Source organism: Pseudomonas abyssi (assembly GCF_003444685.1).
Classification (GTDB): domain Bacteria; phylum Pseudomonadota; class Gammaproteobacteria; order Pseudomonadales; family Pseudomonadaceae; genus Halopseudomonas; species Halopseudomonas abyssi.
Window position 1 is genome coordinate 32,284 of sequence record NZ_LMAZ01000010.1, and the last position, 16,964, is coordinate 49,247.

The 16,964-nt window shown below is 63.2% G+C and carries 22 protein-coding genes; 5 read left to right on the top strand and 17 right to left on the bottom strand.

Going from position 1 to position 16,964, the window contains the following annotated elements; all coding sequences use genetic code 11:
• Positions 1 to 255: 255 nt before the first annotated feature.
• The 3 genes from ASB58_RS18310 to ASB58_RS18320 all read right to left on the bottom strand — a co-directional run bounded on the left by ASB58_RS18310 (position 256) and on the right by ASB58_RS18320 (position 3,591).
• Complete coding sequence (locus ASB58_RS18310) at positions 256 to 1,341, bottom strand: polyamine ABC transporter substrate-binding protein (protein ID WP_407920692.1); 1,086 nt, start codon at positions 1,339 to 1,341, stop codon at positions 256 to 258.
• Between the two features lie 2 nt (positions 1,342 to 1,343).
• Entirely contained in the window at positions 1,344 to 2,396 is a 1,053-nt protein-coding gene (locus tag ASB58_RS18315; protein WP_118131892.1) for a histone deacetylase family protein, read from the bottom strand.
• Between the two features lie 133 nt (positions 2,397 to 2,529).
• Entirely contained in the window at positions 2,530 to 3,591 is a 1,062-nt protein-coding gene (locus ASB58_RS18320) for an AraC family transcriptional regulator (RefSeq protein WP_096005801.1), read from the bottom strand.
• Positions 3,592 to 3,751: 160 nt separating this feature from the next.
• Here ASB58_RS18320 and ASB58_RS18325 point away from each other — a divergent pair, with 160 nt between their 5' ends.
• Positions 3,752 to 4,876, top strand: coding sequence for an SLAC1 family transporter (locus tag ASB58_RS18325; protein WP_096005800.1), 1,125 nt, complete (start codon positions 3,752 to 3,754; stop codon positions 4,874 to 4,876).
• Positions 4,877 to 4,952: 76 nt separating this feature from the next.
• The gene (locus ASB58_RS18330; protein WP_096005799.1) at positions 4,953 to 6,599 is read left to right on the top strand and encodes an FMN-binding glutamate synthase family protein; all 1,647 of its coding nucleotides are present in this window, start codon (positions 4,953 to 4,955) and stop codon (positions 6,597 to 6,599) included.
• On the opposite strand, the gene ASB58_RS18335 is transcribed toward ASB58_RS18330, so the two are convergent.
• Together ASB58_RS18335 and ASB58_RS18340 are read right to left on the bottom strand one after the other, a co-directional pair.
• On the bottom strand, positions 6,563 to 7,570 hold the full coding sequence (locus ASB58_RS18335) for a DUF2891 domain-containing protein (RefSeq protein ID WP_118131893.1): 1,008 nt from the start codon (positions 7,568 to 7,570) through the stop codon (positions 6,563 to 6,565). The two genes, ASB58_RS18330 and ASB58_RS18335, sit on opposite strands and share 37 nt — an antisense overlap.
• A 1-nt stretch (position 7,571) precedes the next feature.
• Entirely contained in the window at positions 7,572 to 8,000 is a 429-nt protein-coding gene (locus ASB58_RS18340) for a hypothetical protein (RefSeq protein WP_118131894.1), read from the bottom strand.
• A 90-nt stretch (positions 8,001 to 8,090) separates the two neighbouring features.
• Between ASB58_RS18340 and pip the strand changes: the two genes are divergently transcribed.
• Positions 8,091 to 9,062, top strand: a complete 972-nt coding sequence (pip, locus tag ASB58_RS18345) for a prolyl aminopeptidase (protein WP_118131895.1) — start codon at positions 8,091 to 8,093, stop codon at positions 9,060 to 9,062.
• Between the two features lies 1 nt (position 9,063).
• On the top strand, positions 9,064 to 9,501 hold the full coding sequence (dtd, locus tag ASB58_RS18350) for a D-aminoacyl-tRNA deacylase (RefSeq protein ID WP_118131896.1): 438 nt from the start codon (positions 9,064 to 9,066) through the stop codon (positions 9,499 to 9,501).
• A gap of 64 nt (positions 9,502 to 9,565) precedes the next feature.
• Here the strand turns inward: dtd and ASB58_RS18355 are convergent, their stop codons facing one another.
• From ASB58_RS18355 to ASB58_RS18365, 3 genes are all read right to left on the bottom strand, one after another.
• Positions 9,566 to 9,910 carry a GlpM family protein gene (locus ASB58_RS18355; protein ID WP_202974658.1) on the bottom strand — a complete coding sequence of 115 codons (345 nt, stop codon included), beginning with the start codon at positions 9,908 to 9,910 and terminating at the stop codon, positions 9,566 to 9,568.
• Positions 9,911 to 10,088: 178 nt separating this feature from the next.
• Positions 10,089 to 10,676 carry a 2-hydroxychromene-2-carboxylate isomerase gene (locus ASB58_RS18360; protein WP_118131898.1) on the bottom strand — a complete coding sequence of 196 codons (588 nt, stop codon included), beginning with the start codon at positions 10,674 to 10,676 and terminating at the stop codon, positions 10,089 to 10,091.
• 18 nt (positions 10,677 to 10,694) lie between these two features.
• Positions 10,695 to 11,426 (bottom strand): SDR family oxidoreductase, encoded by a 732-nt coding sequence (locus ASB58_RS18365; RefSeq protein ID WP_118131899.1) that lies wholly within the window; start codon positions 11,424 to 11,426, stop codon positions 10,695 to 10,697.
• A 107-nt stretch (positions 11,427 to 11,533) separates the two neighbouring features.
• Between ASB58_RS18365 and ASB58_RS18370 the strand changes: the two genes are divergently transcribed.
• A complete protein-coding gene (locus ASB58_RS18370) occupies positions 11,534 to 12,013 on the top strand; it encodes a winged helix-turn-helix transcriptional regulator (RefSeq protein ID WP_118131900.1) in 480 nt (159 codons plus the stop codon).
• A gap of 10 nt (positions 12,014 to 12,023) precedes the next feature.
• On the opposite strand, the gene ASB58_RS18375 is transcribed toward ASB58_RS18370, so the two are convergent.
• The 9 genes from ASB58_RS18375 to ASB58_RS18415 form a co-directional block, all read right to left on the bottom strand.
• Complete coding sequence (locus tag ASB58_RS18375; protein ID WP_118131901.1) at positions 12,024 to 12,479, bottom strand: DMT family transporter; 456 nt, start codon at positions 12,477 to 12,479, stop codon at positions 12,024 to 12,026.
• A gap of 4 nt (positions 12,480 to 12,483) precedes the next feature.
• Entirely contained in the window at positions 12,484 to 12,864 is a 381-nt protein-coding gene (locus ASB58_RS18380; RefSeq protein WP_096005789.1) for a VOC family protein, read from the bottom strand.
• A gap of 116 nt (positions 12,865 to 12,980) precedes the next feature.
• Entirely contained in the window at positions 12,981 to 13,403 is a 423-nt protein-coding gene (locus ASB58_RS18385; RefSeq protein WP_065335950.1) for a GFA family protein, read from the bottom strand.
• Positions 13,404 to 13,436: 33 nt separating this feature from the next.
• Complete coding sequence (locus ASB58_RS18390; RefSeq protein WP_118131902.1) at positions 13,437 to 13,820, bottom strand: DoxX-like family protein; 384 nt, start codon at positions 13,818 to 13,820, stop codon at positions 13,437 to 13,439.
• A gap of 4 nt (positions 13,821 to 13,824) precedes the next feature.
• Complete coding sequence (locus ASB58_RS18395) at positions 13,825 to 14,298, bottom strand: DUF2269 family protein (protein ID WP_118131903.1); 474 nt, start codon at positions 14,296 to 14,298, stop codon at positions 13,825 to 13,827.
• A complete protein-coding gene (locus ASB58_RS18400; protein WP_118131904.1) occupies positions 14,291 to 15,421 on the bottom strand; it encodes a saccharopine dehydrogenase family protein in 1,131 nt (376 codons plus the stop codon). Before ASB58_RS18400 ends, ASB58_RS18395 begins: the two co-directional genes overlap by 8 nt.
• The gene (locus ASB58_RS18405) at positions 15,418 to 15,780 is read right to left on the bottom strand and encodes a hypothetical protein (protein WP_118131905.1); all 363 of its coding nucleotides are present in this window, start codon (positions 15,778 to 15,780) and stop codon (positions 15,418 to 15,420) included. Before ASB58_RS18405 ends, ASB58_RS18400 begins: the two co-directional genes overlap by 4 nt.
• Positions 15,781 to 15,951: 171 nt before the next feature.
• Entirely contained in the window at positions 15,952 to 16,581 is a 630-nt protein-coding gene (locus ASB58_RS18410; protein WP_118131906.1) for an SDR family oxidoreductase, read from the bottom strand.
• A gap of 62 nt (positions 16,582 to 16,643) precedes the next feature.
• Positions 16,644 to 16,946, bottom strand: coding sequence for a DUF2845 domain-containing protein (locus ASB58_RS18415; protein ID WP_118131907.1), 303 nt, complete (start codon positions 16,944 to 16,946; stop codon positions 16,644 to 16,646).
• Positions 16,947 to 16,964: the final 18 nt, after the last annotated feature.

Sequence of the window (16,964 nt, forward strand, 5' to 3'; positions counted from 1 at the left end):
ATTTGTCGGGGTGGCCGGCGAGGGGAGCCACAAAACTCGGGGGCTCCGCCCCCTCAGACATCCTGTGGCTCTTTCTCCCGACAAATCTGCGCTACTCGCCCGCGTAAACGGGACGAACCCCGGTGCCCACTCCACCATGCGAGCATGTGGCAAAACGCTCTGGATTAGTACTACGGCGTATCTCCTGTGCCTGATCGGAAAATCAACAAAAAACCGCATCACTGCGGTTTTTTGTTGGCTAGGACAGCTCCGGTCTTATTGTCCGGTCTTGATCTTGTTCCAGGCACGCGTACGCACACGCTCGGCGGCCAGCGGCAGCGGTTTGAGGGTAAACAGGCGGGCCTGTACCTCGGCCGGCGGATAGGCGCCGGGGTTGTTGCGCAGGCTTTCATTGACCAGCTCGGTCGCGGCGGCGTTGGGGTTGGCGTAGCCCACCACGTTACTGATCTCAGCAACCACTTCAGGCTTGAGCAGGTAGTTGATAAAGGCGTGCGCCGCCGCCGGGTTGGGTGCGTCCTTCGGAATCGCCATCAGGTCAAACCAGACCTGTGCCCCTTCTTTCGGAATGCGGTACTCAAGGTGCACACCGTTGTTGGCTTCCTGCGCGCGGGAGTTCGCCTGCAGGATGCTGCCGGACCAGGCGACAGCAACGCAGATTTCACCGTTGGCGATGTCGTTGAGAAAGCGCGAGGAGTTGAAGTAGCGCACGTAGGGCTGGATCTTGCTCATCATGGCGACGGCGGCGTCGTAGTCCTCGCTGTTGGTGCTGTTCGGGTCCAGGCCCAGATAGTGCAGCGCGCCCGGCAGGATTTCCGACGGCGAGTCGAGGAAGGCGACGCCGCACTCGGCCAGTTTTTCCATGTTCGCCGGGTCGAAGACCAGTGCCCAGGAATCGACCGGCGCATCGTCACCCAGCACCGCGCGGACTTTCTCCGGGTTGTAGCCGATGCCGTTGGTGCCCCACATGTAGGGCACGGCGTACTGGTTACCCGGGTCACTGCCCTCCAGCACCTTCATCAGGTCCGGGTTGAGGTTGCCAAGGTTCGGCAGCAGGCTTTTGTCCAGCGGCTGAAAGGCGCCGGCCTGACGTTGTTTGGCGAGAAAGCTGTCGCTCGGCACCACCACGTCATAGCCGGACCGGCCGGACAGCAATTTGGCTTCCAATACTTCGTTGGAATCGAAGGTATCCAGCGTCGGAGTGATGCCGGTTTCGGTCTGAAAGCCGTCCAGCGTGGTTTGTGGGGTGTAGTCGAACCAGTTGTAGATCTTCACCTGGTCGGCGGCCAGTGCACTGAACGACAGTGCGGCCAAGGGGGCGATCAGCCCCAACGTGCTTGCCAGTTTCATTGGGCTTCTCCTTGAGTGGTGACGGTTGCATCGAATGCGCTGAGGACGTTGACGGCGTTGATGCCGATTTCTTCCACGGCGTAGCCGCCCTCCATGACAAAGAGCGTGGGCAGCCCGAGCCCGGCGATCAGTTCGCCCATCTTCAGATAGTCGGGGCTGTCGAGCTTGAAGCTGGAAATGGGGTCGGCCAGATAGGTATCCACGCCGAGCGAGACGATCAGATAATCGGCGCCGAACCCGGCAATCTGCCGCAGCGCATCGCGCAGCGCCTGCGACCAGACACCCCAGTCGCTGCCGGCGGGCAGCGGGTAATTGTGGTTGTAGCCAAGGCCGGTGCCTTCACCGCGCTCGTCGGCGTAGCCGGCAAAGCAGGGATACTCGTTGCGCGGGTCACCGTGGATCGAGGTAAAGAGCACATCCGGGCGTTGATAGAAAATGTCCTGGGTGCCGTTGCCGTGGTGGAAGTCGACATCGAGAATGGCGACCTTGCCGGCGCCCTGATCGAGCATGGCCTGCGCAGCAATGGCCGCGTTGTTCAGATAACAGTAGCCGCCCATGTAGTCGATCCCGGCGTGGTGTCCGGGCGGCCGGCATAGCGCGAAGGCCGCGTGCGCGCCAGCGCACAGGTGGGCCTGCGCCGTCCGCGCGACCTGCGCACTGCTGTAGATCGCCTGCCAACTACCCGCCGTGAGGGGAGCGCCGACGTCAAAGCTGTAGTAGCCGAGCTGACCGTCGATGTCTTGCGGGCAGCGCTGCCGCATGCGCCGCAGCGGCCAAGCCAGTGGCAGCATGTCGTGGCTGCGGCCCAATGCACTCCAACGTTGCCAGGCGCTTTGGATGAAGTCGACAAAATCCGGGTTGTGGACGCGCTTGATCGGCGCCAGGCCGAAGTCCTGAGGTTCGCTGATTGGCCCCAAACCAGTTCGTTTCACCTGTTCCAGCACCATATCGGCGCGCGAAGGCTTCTCGAAGCAGGGCATGAGCTGACCCTCGTTGAGTTCGGCGTTGGCGTGGTGCAGGCGATGATCGTCGCTGTAGAACGTCTGCATGGTAAATCCTGTGGCGAGTGGCTGGGTTGCCATTGATCATGGCGCTCAGCAGGGCCGCGGGAAATGCTGCAGAGGGACAGAAAAGGGATCGAAACGGACAGTCGTGTGGCCGGTGAAATCCGTTTCGCCGGCGTCAGAGAGGGTTGTGCGCGTGCGGCTGGCTTTGCCGCCAGGCCCGTGGTGTGGTGCCCGACCAGCGCTGGAAGGCATGGCGGAAGCTGGCGGTCTCACTGAAACCGAGCTGTTCGGCAATGGCGTAGATGGGCAGCTGTTGGTGGTCCAGCAACTGTTTGGCACGTCGGAAGCGCAGTTGATCCAGCAACTGTTGGTAGCCGTAGCCGTCGCGCTGCAGGTGGCGACGCAGGGTCCGGCTGGTGCAGTGCAGCTGGGTCGCCAGTTGCTCAAGTGACGGCGGCGCTTCGAGTTGTTGCTCGAGCTGGGCACTGAGCTGACTGACCAGTGCCGAGGGTTCCGGACGGAAACTGTCCTGCACTGTCTGGCAGTGACGCCTGGCCTCGAAGTGCGTAACCGGTTCGGCCAGCGGCAATATGGCGTCCAGCGTTCCGGGCGCAAACACCAGCCGCTCGGCGTCCTGACCGGCCAGCAGCGGGCAGGCACCGACGTAATGAGGGTATTGATCGCCGTGGGCGGGCGTGCTCGTGCTCAGGTGCACGGCGCCGAGCTGCAGCTGGGCGCCAAGGGCGTCGTCCAGCATGGCCTTGATTGAGGAGAGGCACAGCTCGACATTGAACAGCCGCAGGGCGGGCGATGCGTGATAGTGGTCCGCGCGTAGGGCGAGCTGGCCATCCGGCAGGGTCTCCAGCTGCAGTCGGAAGTAACTGCCGAGCAGAACCGGAAATGCCAGCATGACCTGCAGCGCATCAAACAGCGTGGGGGCCGAGAGCATCGCGTAGCCCAGCTGGCCATACGCAGAGACGCGCATGCGTTGGCCAAGCTTGAGACCGATCAGCGGGTCGGCGGTCAGCCTGACGGTGTTGGCGAACACCTGTTGTTCCTGCTCCGGCGTAATCAGCAGCGAAGGCGTCTGCAGGTCGTCCAGGCTCAGGCCGCTGTCCTGCAGCACAGGCGCGACCGGCAGCCCATGCTCGGCTAGCCAGCAGGCAATCAGGCAGGTGCTCTGCAGGCTGATCAGCCGTAGGTCTGGCGCCTGGCAGGAAAGATCGGAGGACGACATGGTGTTTTCTCTTATCTGGCAGCTCACTTCAGTGAAGCACAAAGAGTGCCAGTCGCAGTCGTGCTTTGTTCGGTAAAACCGATCATCAAAACCTGAAATATCCGCTTATATCGATTTAAAAGGTGCTTAGAATGGTTTGATATTTCGACCGGAGAGCATCATGCCACGTCTGTATCCCAGCCCCATGCAACTGCGTCCGCTGCAGCACCTGGATAGCCCGCGCGAGGTCATCCGCCAATTTACGCCTAACTGGTTTGCCGTAGTGATGGGCACCGGTATCCTGGCTTTGGCCCTGCCGACGCTGGGCGCGCCTGGGCTCGGTCAGGGGGTATGGCTGGCCAGTCTGTTGCTGTTTGCATTGTTTTCTGTGCTCTATGCGCTGCGCTGGCTGTGCTACTTCGATCAGGCGCGGCGCATCTTCGGTCACGCCACGGTGTCCATGTTCATCGGCACCATTCCCATGGCGCTGGCGACCCTGCTCAACGGTCTTCCCAGCTACGGGGTAGCGCTCTGGGGAGACGGCGTACGGGCATTGATGTTGCCGATCTGGTGGCTCGACGTGGCTATGGCGCTGGCCTGTGGTGTGGTCATCCCCTATCTGATGTTTACCCGCCAGGAACACAGTATCGACCGCATGACAGCTGTCTGGCTGTTGCCGGTGGTCGCCGCCGAGGTGGCGGCGGCCAGCGGTGGGCTGATGATTCCCTTGCTGCCACCGGCAGACGCCTACGTGGTGCTGATTACCAGCTACGTACTCTGGGCCTGCTCGGTACCGGTGGCGCTGAGCATTCTGGTTATTCTGCTGCTGCGCATGGCGGTGCATAAATTGCCGCCGCGCGATATGGCGGCTTCCAGCTGGCTGGCGCTGGGGCCGCTTGGCACTGGCGCGCTGGGGTTGCTGCTGCTGGGGCAGGATGCGAGCGGCGTTTTTTCAGCGCAGGGCTTGGCCGAGGTTGGCAGCGTGGCACAGGGGGTAGGGGTGATCGGCGGTCTGCTGCTCTGGGGGCTGGGGCTGTGGTGGTTGCTGCTGGCGTTGCTGATACTGGGCCGCTACCTGCGTGACGGTATTCCCTTCAATCTGGGCTGGTGGGCGTTCACCTTTCCACTGGGGGTCTACGCGTTGGCGACGTTGGCATTGGCCGAGGTCCTGGGGCTTGCGTTCTTCAGCCGGTTTGGTGAGTTACTGGTAGTCGCGCTGGTTCTGCTCTGGCTGTTGGTCATGGCTGGCACGCTACGTGGCGCCTGGCGCGGTGAGTTGTTCGCTGCACCATGCCTCAGTCACTAGCGTGCCGGCCGTGCAGCTGTCGGAGGGATATGGTATCTATCGTCAGGCCTGATGTACTGACTATAAGGACGGCCGTATGCGCCTGACCGCAATTCCCCTGCGTTTTCTAACCTGGTCCATGTGTGTGCTGGGTGCCCTGGTGGGCCTGGCATTGACGCTGCTTTCTCCTCTCTGGTGGCTGTTGGCTGCGCCGCTGCTGGCGCTGGCTCTGCTGGGGCTATGGGATGTGTGCCAGCGACGCCGCACCATCAGCCGCAACTATCCGGTGCTGGCGCACTTTCGTTACATGCTGGAGTCCATCGGCCCGGAGCTGCGCCAGTATTTCATCCAGTCCGACACCGACGAGCTGCCGTTTTCCCGCGAGCAGCGCAGCGTGGTCTACCAGCGCGCCAAGAATGTGCTCGACAAGAAGCCCTTTGGCTCGCTCAACCGTATGAACGAGGAAGGCTACGAGTGGCTCAATCATTCGCTGGCGCCGGTGCATATTGCCGACAGCAATTTCCGCGTACGGGTGGGCAGCCACCCGGATACCAGTCAGCCCTACGATGTCAGCGTATTCAATATTTCCGCGATGAGTTTCGGCTCGCTGTCGGCCAACGCCATTCTGGCGCTCAACACCGGGGCGAAGAAGGGCGGTTTCTATCACGATACCGGCGAAGGCTCGATTTCACGCTATCACCTGCGTCCCGGCGGCGACCTGGTCTGGGAGATTGGTTCGGGTTACTTCGGTTGTCGCACCGCGGATGGCGGTTTTGATGCTGCGCTGTTCGAGCGCAACGCCCGCCTGCCGCAGGTCAAGATGATCGAGATCAAGCTGTCGCAGGGCGCCAAGCCCGGTCATGGCGGCATCCTGCCCGGCGCCAAGGTGTCGGCGGAGATCGCGGAGGCACGCGGGGTGCCGGTCGGGGAGGATGTGGTGTCGCCGGCCAGCCATTCGGCATTCTCGACGCCGCTGGAGTTGATGGACTTCATCGGCCAATTGCGTGCGCTGTCCGGCGGCAAGCCGGTGGGGTTCAAGCTGGCGATTGGTCATCCGTGGGAGTGGTTCGGTATCGTCAAGGCGATGCTGGAGACCGGCCAGCACCCGGACTTCATCGTCGTCGACGGGGGAGAGGGCGGTACCGGTGCGGCGCCGCTGGAGTTTATCAACCGTCTCGGCACACCGATGACCGACGGCCTGCTGCTGGTGCACAACACGCTGGTGGGCGCCAACCTGCGCGAGAAGATTCATATCGGCGCGGCCGGCAAGATCACCACCGCCTTCAACATCGCCCGTACCCTGGCGGTCGGCGCCGACTGGTGCAACGCGGCGCGTGGTTACATGTTTGCGCTTGGCTGCATCCAGAGCCTGAGCTGCCACAGCGATAAATGCCCCAGCGGGGTTGCCACCCAGGACCCAAGCCGCAGCGCGCGGCTGGATGTGGCGGATAAGAGCGAGCGGGTCTATCACTTCCACCGCAACACCGTGCTGGCGCTGGCGCACATGCTGGAGGCGGCCGGGCTCAAGCATCCCAGCGAGCTAGGCCCGGAGCACGTTATTCGGCGTGTATCGCGCTATGAGGTGCGCCCCTACAGCGAGCTGTTCGAGTTTCTTGAACCGGGTGTGCTGCTGGATGGTCGCGCCGAGCTGCATCTGTTCAAGAAGTACTGGGCCCAAGCCCGTGCCGACAGCTTTGCGCCGCCGGACTACATGCTCCGGTTGCGTGAAACCAAGCTGCGCTGAGCTTCCAGCGCCAGCAGGGCGAAGCTGGCCAGCCAGTGGCTGCCCATGTAGTCGTCCTGCAGGTGATTCAGTGCGGCCTGCAGGTGTGCCTCGGCGGTGGCCTGCAGGTACGGCGCGCTCTGCGCCAGCAGAAACCAGCACCAGGCGCGACTGAGGTTCAGGCCATCCAGATGCGCCAGCTTGCCGTCGCTGCGCTCATGCACGCTGACGGGCTGGCGCAGCGCGGCGGGCTGCCCGTTTGCCAGGTGCGGGAAGAAAGCCGCCAGCCAGGCGCCGAAGGCCTCGGGCGTCATTATCCGCTGCATCAGTACCGCCTGCTGCAGGCTGGGCGACAGGAAGTCTTCACCGCCGGGTTCGCCCCAGGCCGGGCAGGCCACGTCATTGGCAAACCACTCCAGACTGCGTTGGCGCAGCAGCTCCGTCAGCGGCTGGTCCTGCGTCGTGCTGGCGTAGTCCAAGACCAGCAGCAGGGCGAAGGCGGTGTTGTTGTGCTGGCCGCTGCGAATGGGGTAAGGCAGGCGCGGCAGGTAATCCGTCAGCCGCTGGCGCAGTCGATCCGCCAGCGGCTGGAGGGTCTGCGCCGCATGCCTTGCCGCCGGCTCGTTGCTGCTCAGCAGCTCCGCCTGCAGCTTGAGTAACCAGGCCCAGCCGTAGGGGCGTTCGAAGCCTGCGCCCTGGCGCTCGAAGGTCGCTATCTCGGCCGCGACGTCGGCGTCGTTGAACTGCTGCAGTCGCCGGCGGATAGCCTCTGCCTCCGCCAGCTGCGGCGCGCTAGTGAGCACGCGTATCAGCAGCCAGTGGCTGTGCACGCAGGAGTGCCAGTCGTAGCTGCCGCAAAACAGCGGGTGAGCCTGTTCGGGGGGGAGCCAGTCGCTGGCGCTGGTGAGCCGCTGCGGGCCGCTATGGGGATAGACCTTGGTGATGTGCCCCAGAGCGATGCGCGCCAGCGCAGCGTAATCGGGCGCGTGCATCTCAGCGTACCGGCTGCCAGTCGAGGCTGCGCAGCAGCCACTCGCCGTCGTCGTCCAGCCACACCAGGGTCAGGTCGTACTGGCCTGCGCTATTGGGGATAAAGCGCTCGGCGCCGGTCAGGGTGACGCGGGCGCTGCTGTCTGCGCGTTCAGGGTAGCCAGGGTCAATGTCGGTCTGCTGGCTGGTAACCAGCACGCCGATGCGCTGATTGCGCAGAAACATCAACTGCAGGGTGCGCTCGGCCCACTCGCTGTGGTACTCGTCCTGGGCCGTGAATTCAGGGTGCAGCAGTGCCAGAACGGCGCTGCGATCGCGCTCTTCAATGGCGTTTTGGAAGTCCGCAATGGCTTGATTCAGGCGGGCATCCGGGCTGGACGGGCCGCAGCCGGCGAGGCCGAGCAGCAGGGTCAGGGCAAGCAGCAAACGCATAGGTGACAGCAGCCTCGTGGGTCAGTAATGTGGGGCTTTCCAACGTGAGGTGAGCGGCGCCGGCGCCTGCTCAGGCCAGGGAGCCCCATCATGCAGCTGTTGTACCCGGAGATCAAACCCTTCGCCCGCCACGAGCTGGCGGTGACGTCCCCCCATGTTCTCTATGCCGATGAAAGCGGTCAGTCCGATGGGCTGCCGGTGGTCTTCATTCACGGTGGCCCCGGCGCTGGATGTGATGCCCTCAGCCGTCGCTTCTTCGACCCCTCGGTCTACCGCATCATTACCTTCGACCAGCGCGGCTGTGGCCGCTCCACGCCGCATGGCAGCCTGGAAAACAACACCACCGCCGACCTGGTGGCCGATATGGAAGCGCTGCGCGAGCATCTGGGGATCGACAAGTGGGTGCTGTTCGGTGGCTCCTGGGGTTCTACGCTGGCGCTGGCCTATGCCCAGGCACACCCGGACCGGGTGATGGGGATGGTGCTGCGGGGGATCTTCCTGTGCCGCGAACAGGACATCCGCTGGTTCTACCAGGAGGGTGCCAGCCATATCTTCCCCGACTACTGGGAAGACTATCTGGATCTGATCCCGGAGGAGGAGCGTGCCGACATGGTGGCCGCCTATTACCGTCGCCTGACCGGTGATGATGAAATCTGTCGCATGCACGCCGCCAAGGCCTGGTCGATCTGGGAAGGGCGCTGCGCGACGCTGCGGCCCAGCCCGCAGGTGATCGAGCGCTTCAGCGATGCTCGTCGCGCCTACGCCATTGCGCGGATCGAGTGCCATTACTTCGCCCACAAAACCTTCCTTGAACCGGATCAGTTGCTCAACAACATGGACCGCATTGCGCATATTCCCGGCATCATCGTGCACGGTCGCTACGACATGGTCTGCCCGCTGGATAACGCCTACGCGCTGCATCAGCGCTGGCCCGGTAGCGAGCTGAACATCATCCGCGATGCCGGCCACGCCGCCTCCGAGCCGGGCATCGCCGACGCACTGGTGCGTGCGACCGGTGATATGGCGCGGCGCCTGCTCGACCTGACACCGCAGGCCGAGTGACATGAAGGGATTGCTGCAACGGGTCAGTCAGGCCCGGGTCGAGGTTGAGGGCGAGAGTGTCGGCTCGATTGATCGGGGGCTGCTGGTGCTGGTCGGCATCGAGCCGCAGGACGACGAGTCCAGCGCCGATAAACTGCTCAAGCGGTTGCTCGAATATCGGGTGTTCACCGATGCCGATGGGCGCATGAATGATTCGCTGACCGACGTGCAGGGCGGGTTGCTGCTGGTGTCCCAGTTCACCCTGGCCGCCGACACCCGCAAGGGTCGTCGCCCCGGCTTCTCCACCGCCGCGCCGCCGGATCGAGCCGAGGCGCTGTTCAACTATCTGGTAACTCAGGCGCGTGCGCAGCACCCGCAGGTCGCAACCGGTCGTTTTGGCGCCGATATGCAGGTGCATCTGGTCAACGACGGGCCAGTCACCTTTCTGCTTGAGGTCTGAACCGCTGTCTTCGGACAACGCCGAAGGCATGTCCACCGATTGCTGCGGTGCTGACCCGCGCCGCTCAGACAGCCGGGTAGGTTCGCGTCCAGACGGTCAGCAGCAAGCCGGCCGCCACCATCCACGCCAGGGCACCGACGGTCAGCGTCACCACCAGCGTAAAGCGCTCGCTTAGCAGCACAATCGAAAACAGGTACGCCGCATAGGGCAGCAGCGACCACAGGCCGAAAATGGCAGTGCTACGCAGGTCGCTGGCCAGTCGCTCGCTGCCGACTATGTAGTGGGCAATGATCGCAAAGGTCGGAAACAGCGGCACCAGGCCGGCAATGTAAAAGCTCTTTGTTTTCGCCAGCAGCGCAATCAGCAGCACCGCCAGCGCACCCAAGACGCACTTGAGGGCAAGGGACAGCATGTGGATAGATCCGGGAAGATAGGGACAGGGAATCCCTGAGCAGGGGCAGGACGCCGGAACGCTGCTCATCGTTGGCGAATGTATGCCGCGCCGAGATGGCCGTCAATTGGCTGCAAAGCGGGTTTTGACGGCAGCCGACCAACGGCACCGGCGAGGGTGCCGCTGGTCAATCGGATCAGCTGCGCGCGGCTGCTTCGATCCAGTCCAGTCGGTCCTGGCCAAAGAACATCTCGCCATCGACAAAGCAGGTCGGTGCGCCGAAGACGCCGCGGCCGATAGCCTCTTCTGTTGCGCTCTTGAGCTGCGCCTTGACGACAGGGTCGCTGGCCTTGGCCATCACCTCTACCGGGTCAAAGCCGGCCTCGACCAGCACCTTGCCGACGACTTCGGGCTCGCCCATGTTCAGTTCGCTGATCCACATGGCGTTGAAGATCGCGGCCAGCAGGCGGTCGAACTCGGGGCTGCCGTGATACGCCGTGACAGCGCGCATCAGTTGCAGGGTGTTGATCGGGAAGAAGGGGTTCTGGTTCAGGGTGACGCCATAGCGGTTGGCATAGCGCTGCATGTCGATGCGTGAATACGCACCCTTGGCCGGTACGGTCGCCGGCGAGCTGTTGCCGGTGGCCATGAACACGCCGCCCAGCAGCATGGGTTTGTAGACCAGGGTCGCGCCGGTGCGCTCGGCGATGGCCGGCAGCTGGGTCCAGGCTAGATAACTCGCCGGGCTGCCGACGTCAAAATAGAACTCGATGGTCTTGCTCATGTGTCTCTCTCCAGAGAATTAAAACGTTTCCATCCAGGGCCGCAGGTCCAGTTCGTGGGTCCAGCTGTCACGTGGCTGCGCATGAATGGCCCAGTACTGGTCGGCAATATGCTCGGGGTTGAGAATGCCAGCCTGATCCTTGAGCGCATAGCGCTCGGGAAAGTTGTCGCGGATGAAGGCGGTATCGATGGCGCCGTCGATGATCGGATGGGCAACATGAATCCCCTGCGGGCCCAGTTCGCGGGCCATGCTCTGGGCCAGCGCGCGCAGCGCGAACTTGGCGCCGGCAAAGGCGGAGAAGCCCGAACCGCCACGCAGCGACGCCGTGGCGCCGGTAAAGATGATGGTGCCCTTGCCGCGCGGCAGCATCACCCTGGCGGCCTCCCGGCCGGTCAGAAAGCCGGCGAAGCCCGCCATTTCCCAGACCTTGCGATAGACCCGGGCGGTGGTCTCGGTAATACCGAAGCGCACGTTGGCGCCGATGTTGAAGATCGCCACTTCAACCGGGCCGATCTCCCGCTCGATGTGCTCAAACAGACCCACCATCTCCTCTTCGCTGCGCGCATCGCAGCCGAAGGCGTGGGCCTTGCCGCCGTCGGCTTCGATCTGGTTGACCAGCTCGCTCAGGCTGTCGGCATTGCGGCGGGTGACGCACAGGGTGAAGCCTTCTCGGGCAAAACGGCGAGCGATGGCGCCACCGGTGGCATCACCGGCGCCGATCACCACCGCTACGGGTGCAGTTGCTGTCATGGCATGGTCCTTGTTATCTATGGTTCTTTTTTGGAACTGACTAGATGGTGGGTTTCATTTTGGAACTTGTCAAGCTACCCTGAGCACATCAACTGGAGGGTTAATACATGCGCTGGGAAGAACTGGGTGAGCAGCCCTGCTCGATGTCTCGCACGCTGGCGGTGGTGGGTGACCGCTGGACGCTGCTGATTCTGCGCGACTGCTTTCTCGGCGTACGCCGCTTCGACGCCTTCGAGCGGCGTATTGGTCTTACGCGCCACCTGCTGGCTGATCGCCTGAAAAAGCTGGTCGAGCATGAGGTGCTGGTCAAGGTGCCTTACCAGCAGCGTCCGCTGCGCGAAGAGTATCGATTGACCGACAAGGGACTGGCGCTGCACCCGGTGATTCTGTCGCTGGTCAGCTGGGGTGATACCTGGATGGCCGATGAGCGTGGCGCGCCCATCGAGCATTATCACAAGGGCTGCGGTCAGCGCATGAAACCGGTGATGGTGTGCTCTGAATGTGCCGAACCGGTGGGGCCGCGGGATATCGATGTGCGCCCGGGTGCGGCCTTTGGCGAAGAGGCGGAGCAGTTGCTGGCGGGCTGAGCGGGAGGCTTCAGTGCCCGGCGGTGTTGGAAAACAGGTTGATGACCATGACGCCGCTGATGATCAGCCCCATGCCGATTAGCGCAGGCAGGTCGAGCTTCTGGCCGTACAGGAGCCAGGCCACGATCGAGATGAGGACCACGCCCACCCCGGACCAGATGGCATAGGCGATACCCACGGGAATGGTCTTCAGTGTCAGTGACAGAAAGTAGAACGACACCAGATAGCCAACCACCACAACCACCGATGGCAGCGGTTTGCTGAAGCCGGTGCTGGCTTTCAGCGCGGAGGTGGCAATCACCTCGGATACGATGGCACTAATCAGGTAGACCCAGTGGTTCATGTGCGGCGCCTCAGTTGATCGGACGATAGTACGCACCGCGCCGGGTCGGTAACAGACTGGTTTTTCGTGCGGGAGTGTGTGCAAGCCGACGCCCTGAGTGCGGGCGTCGGACAGCCGTATCATGGCCTCAGGGCATGCGATACATCGCGCACAGCTTGTTGCCGGACGGGTCGCGCAGGTAAGCCAGATACAGCTTCATGCCGTTACCCTCACGTACGCCCGGCGGGTCTTCGCAGTCGGTACCGCCGTTGGCCAGACCGGCTGCGTGCCAGGCATCGGCCTGTTCCGGGCTGTCCATGGCAAAGCCGATGGTGCTGCCGTTGCCGCAGCTGGCGGGCTCGCCGTTGATCGGTTTGGTGATGGCAAACACGCCGGTGGGCGTCATGTAGAAGATGCGGCCCTTGGGGTCGCTGAAGCCGGGCTTGCAGCCGGTAACGCCCAGGGTGGCATCGTAGAACGCCTTGGATTTTTCCAGGTCATCGGCGCCGAGCATGATGTGACTGAACATCGCATGATCCTTTTGTTGCTGTTGTTGGGAAGCGCAGTGGACAGACTCGGCGCAGGCGCCTGAGCCGTCAATGCTTCCAATGGGGGAGATTGTCGGCCCATAAGGACGGCTTATGGTCAGCTGGCGCCGTGCAGGGCAAACAGCTCCTCGCCGGTCAGCTGCAGGGTGGTTTGGGCAAAGCAGTAGTACGCGGGCTTCTGGTCGATGAAGACCTCGCGGTTGAGCTGCCAACCCGCCTGCTCATCAAACAGGCCGATCGGAATCGCATAGAAGGGTTGCTCGCGCAGACGATAGAACAGGTGCGTGCCGCATTGCTTGCAGAAGCCGCGCTCGGCCCAGTCGGATGACGCATACACGCCGATCTGCGCCTCGCCGCTAAAGGTCACCTGATCCTCGCACTCCACTGCCAGCAGGGGGCCGCCGCCCCAGCGTCGACAGGTGGCGCAGTGACAGGCGCCCACGTCGCGATGTGACAGGGTTGCACTGACGCTGACCGCGCCACACAGGCAACGGCCTACTAGGGGTTTGCTGGACAACATGGCTTGGCTCCGGCTGGTGGGTTTGATATCACCTTAGGTCAGGCTTGGGGGCTTGTCATGGCTGCGCATGAGCAGCCAGATCAGTACCAGGATCGGCAGGTTCTTGCTCAAGGGGCCGAAGGGGTGCAACCAGAACGCTGGGGCCAGCAGACTGAGCAGTATTGAGTAGCCGACAATGACCGCCACCTGAAGCGCGCAGCACAGCCGCAGCGCCCGTCCGCTCAGCAACCACAGGCCGATAGCCAGATCGAGCAGGCTCCCGGCCCAGATCAGCGGGTCAACCATGGGCTGCGCGACACCTGCGCCCAGCAGCACCTCAACACCAATCGGCTTGCCGGCGGTCAACGAGACGATTGCAGTCAGCAGCCAGAGCAAAGCCAGGCTGAGACGCGCAAGCAGCTGTTCAAGTCGGTTCATGCACTCACACCAGCGGCAAGGGTTTGAATACCATCAGCCAGAACAGCACCAGGATGGCAGCAAAGGCGGGTATGCCCAGCGCGGTCCACCAGCGCATCTGCTGATGAAAGGCGGCTGACAGCACGCCGGTGTCCAGCGCCTCATTGGCCAGTTTGCGCAGGCGGTATTGAATCGCAACCACCGGCAACCAGCATAGCCCGATGAACACGAACAAGCCCATGACGCTGAGAAACCAGGGCGAGGTCAGGCTGAACCCCAGCCGATGAGTCAGCAGCAGACCGGTGATGAATTGCAGCACGACAGCGGGCGCGGTAAACAACCAGTCCGCCAGCACCACGTGGCGCGCGGTGACGGCCACCGCATGCACGTTGCCGCTGCGGTGGGCCATGAACATGAAGAAGGCGATACCGCTGCCGGTCCCCGCCAGCACCACCGCGCCGAGAATGTGCAGTAGCTTGAGCAGCAGGTAGTTATCCACGCTGGGTTTCCAGCTGGTGATAAATGGCCAGCCCTTGGGCTTCCTGTTCAAAGGCGGACAGTGGGAACAGGTTCATGCAGGCCTTGGCGCCGCGCTCGCCCAGCTCGCCGCTGATCAGTCTGCGGGCCAGGATGAGCGCCGACAGCGTAGGAATATACGGGCCGATACCGTCAGTGGCACCGAGTACCCATTTCAGGTGCAGTGGCTGCTGCTGGTGGTCCAGCCCGCGCAGGTTGATCTGCATGCCGCCGGTGTCGGTACCCCAGCGGATGAACCATTCGCTGGCGCGCACGATGGGTTTGCTCCAGCGTGACCAGTTGCGGATCAGGCCGATACGCGCCATGCCTGCCATCAGCCACATGCCGTAGTGCAGCAGCCCCAGTTCCAGCCCGGCCTGGAAGCGTACGCTGCGCACCGTTGGATAGGCGGCGGGTAGCAGCTCCAGGTCAGGAATGTCGACGTTGGCCAAGGGGCGCCGGCCGATGGTGGTATCAAACGGCAGGCGGCGCAGCGACATCCAGCCATACACCTGCTGCCAGCGGCCATCCTGCCAGGCGCGGATCGGGTGGCCGGTATAGGAAAGAATACCGCGCACCGTCGCCTCCCCGCGCTCGGCCTGATTGCCGGGGGCGATGGCGAAATCGATGTCGTCGAGCCGGCTGAACTGATCGGCGTAATGGGCGATGACGCAGGACGACAGCCCCGGCACCGAGCTGGCGCCACTGACCACCAGTACACCGGCCGCTTGCGCTTCGGCGTCCAGCTGGCTGATGTCACAGACAAAGCGGCGGTCGTCAGCCAGATCGATGTAGTGGCAGCCGACGGCGATGCAGGCGCGCGGCACGCGATAATCCTGCCCCTGAAAAGGCCCGCCGGTATGAATCACCAGGTCGGGCTTGAGGGCGGCGAGCCGTGCCTCGAAGTCGGTGGCGTGCAGGTCCAGCTCCGTCGCTTCCAGCTGGGCGCTGGCGGTTGCCAGCAGCTGGCTTTGCAGTGCCTTTGCAGGCGCGCTGCGTCGACCGGCGATGATCAGCGTGATGCCGGCGGTGCCTGCCAGGCTGGCGGTGATGCGCTTACCGAAGTTGCCGTAACCACCGAGAATCAAAACGCGCTGGCAGCTCATGCCTCCTCACGAAACAGCGCTCGGCTGCGCAGGTATGACACGACGGAAAAGATGATGAAGGCGATACCCATGAGGAATGGCAGGTCGGTGATGCCGCCCGCCCTGGCGTAGCCGAAGCCGGCAAACAGCAGGCCGAGCAGCAGGAAGAAGATGGGGCCAATGAGGATGTTCTTTGGCGCCGCCGCGTAGATGCGGGCGTTCTTCTCGATGATCATGTTCATCGCCTCGACCTGCGCTTCATGGCGGTCGCGACAGGCCAGGCCGTGGTCCAGATCACTCACGCATTCGCGACACAGACCGCGGCTGCAGCACTTGCACAGCCCGACGGCAGCGGTGTGTGGATGGTTGAAACACTGCATACGAATCCTCCCTGAGATGCCAGCGCAGGTCGGGCAGGGCACGGGCGGCGCAAGGCGCGTTTGAGCCGCACGCTGGCGGCTGAACGGCTTTGCCGCAGGATGCCTGCCGGCTGGAGATGAAGTATGCCAGAGCGCTGCCGCACGGTCGCGTGCGGCAGTTCGCAAGATGACTCAGGCAATCAGGTCGGCGAAGGGCGTGCTGCCCTGATACAACTCATACACCGCGTTCTTGCTTTGTCCGCTCTTGAGCACATGGGCAACGATGCGTGCGGTATCGGCCCGGGTGATGTGCTGCTGCTCCAGGTCTTCGGGACGGCGCGTGGTGATGCAGCCAGTAGCGGCATCATCGGTCAGCCGACCGGGCCGCAGAATGGTGTAGGGCACGCAGGAGCGTTGCAGGTACTCATCGGCGAAGCACTTGGCGACCAGATAGGGCTTGATCGGCGAGTTGCCGCGGTCCGGGTTGTCGGCGCCGCGTGCGCTGATCATGACAAAGTGTTTTACATGGTGCTTGAGGGCGTAGTCGACCGCCTTGCGCGCCGCCCATAGGTCGATCAGCAGGGTCTTGTCCGGGCCGGTGCTGGCGCCTGAGCCGGCGGTAAACACCACCCGGTCGCAGCCGGCAAAGGCGTGTTCAAAGTTGCCTTCCAGGTCGCCCTCAATGATCTCGATACCGTCGATACCCGCCAGCTTGGCCGGGTTGCGTGCCAGGGCTGCAACCTCCAGCCCGGCCTGTTGCAGCAGGGGGAGTAATTGGCGGCCAATCTGGCCGGTGCTGCCGATTACCAGTGTCTTGCCCATCTGGGTACATCCTCGCCTGTTATTGCGCGTGTCTCTTGTGGAGTTGTTATTGAGTTCACCGCTCAGCGAATGCGGGTGATGCGCTGCAAGCGGTTGCCCTCGAACTCCAGACTGTAGTGATCGCGGTTGATCTTGTAGATCCACTCTTCAATGTTCATGACCCGAATGCGGTCGCCGTAGACCATGCTGTCCACGTAGCCTATGACCTGGCGCGATAACGGCGCGCCGCAGGCCTGCTCAACCTCGAACATCAGGTCGTCTTCATCGACAATATCGGTGCCGCAGCGCAAGGCGTGGGCCGGCAGGCTGACGAGCATCAGTACGCCTACGGTGGCCAGCATTCGGCAAGTAGCAATAGTGGTCATGCGGCAGTTCTCCGGGCG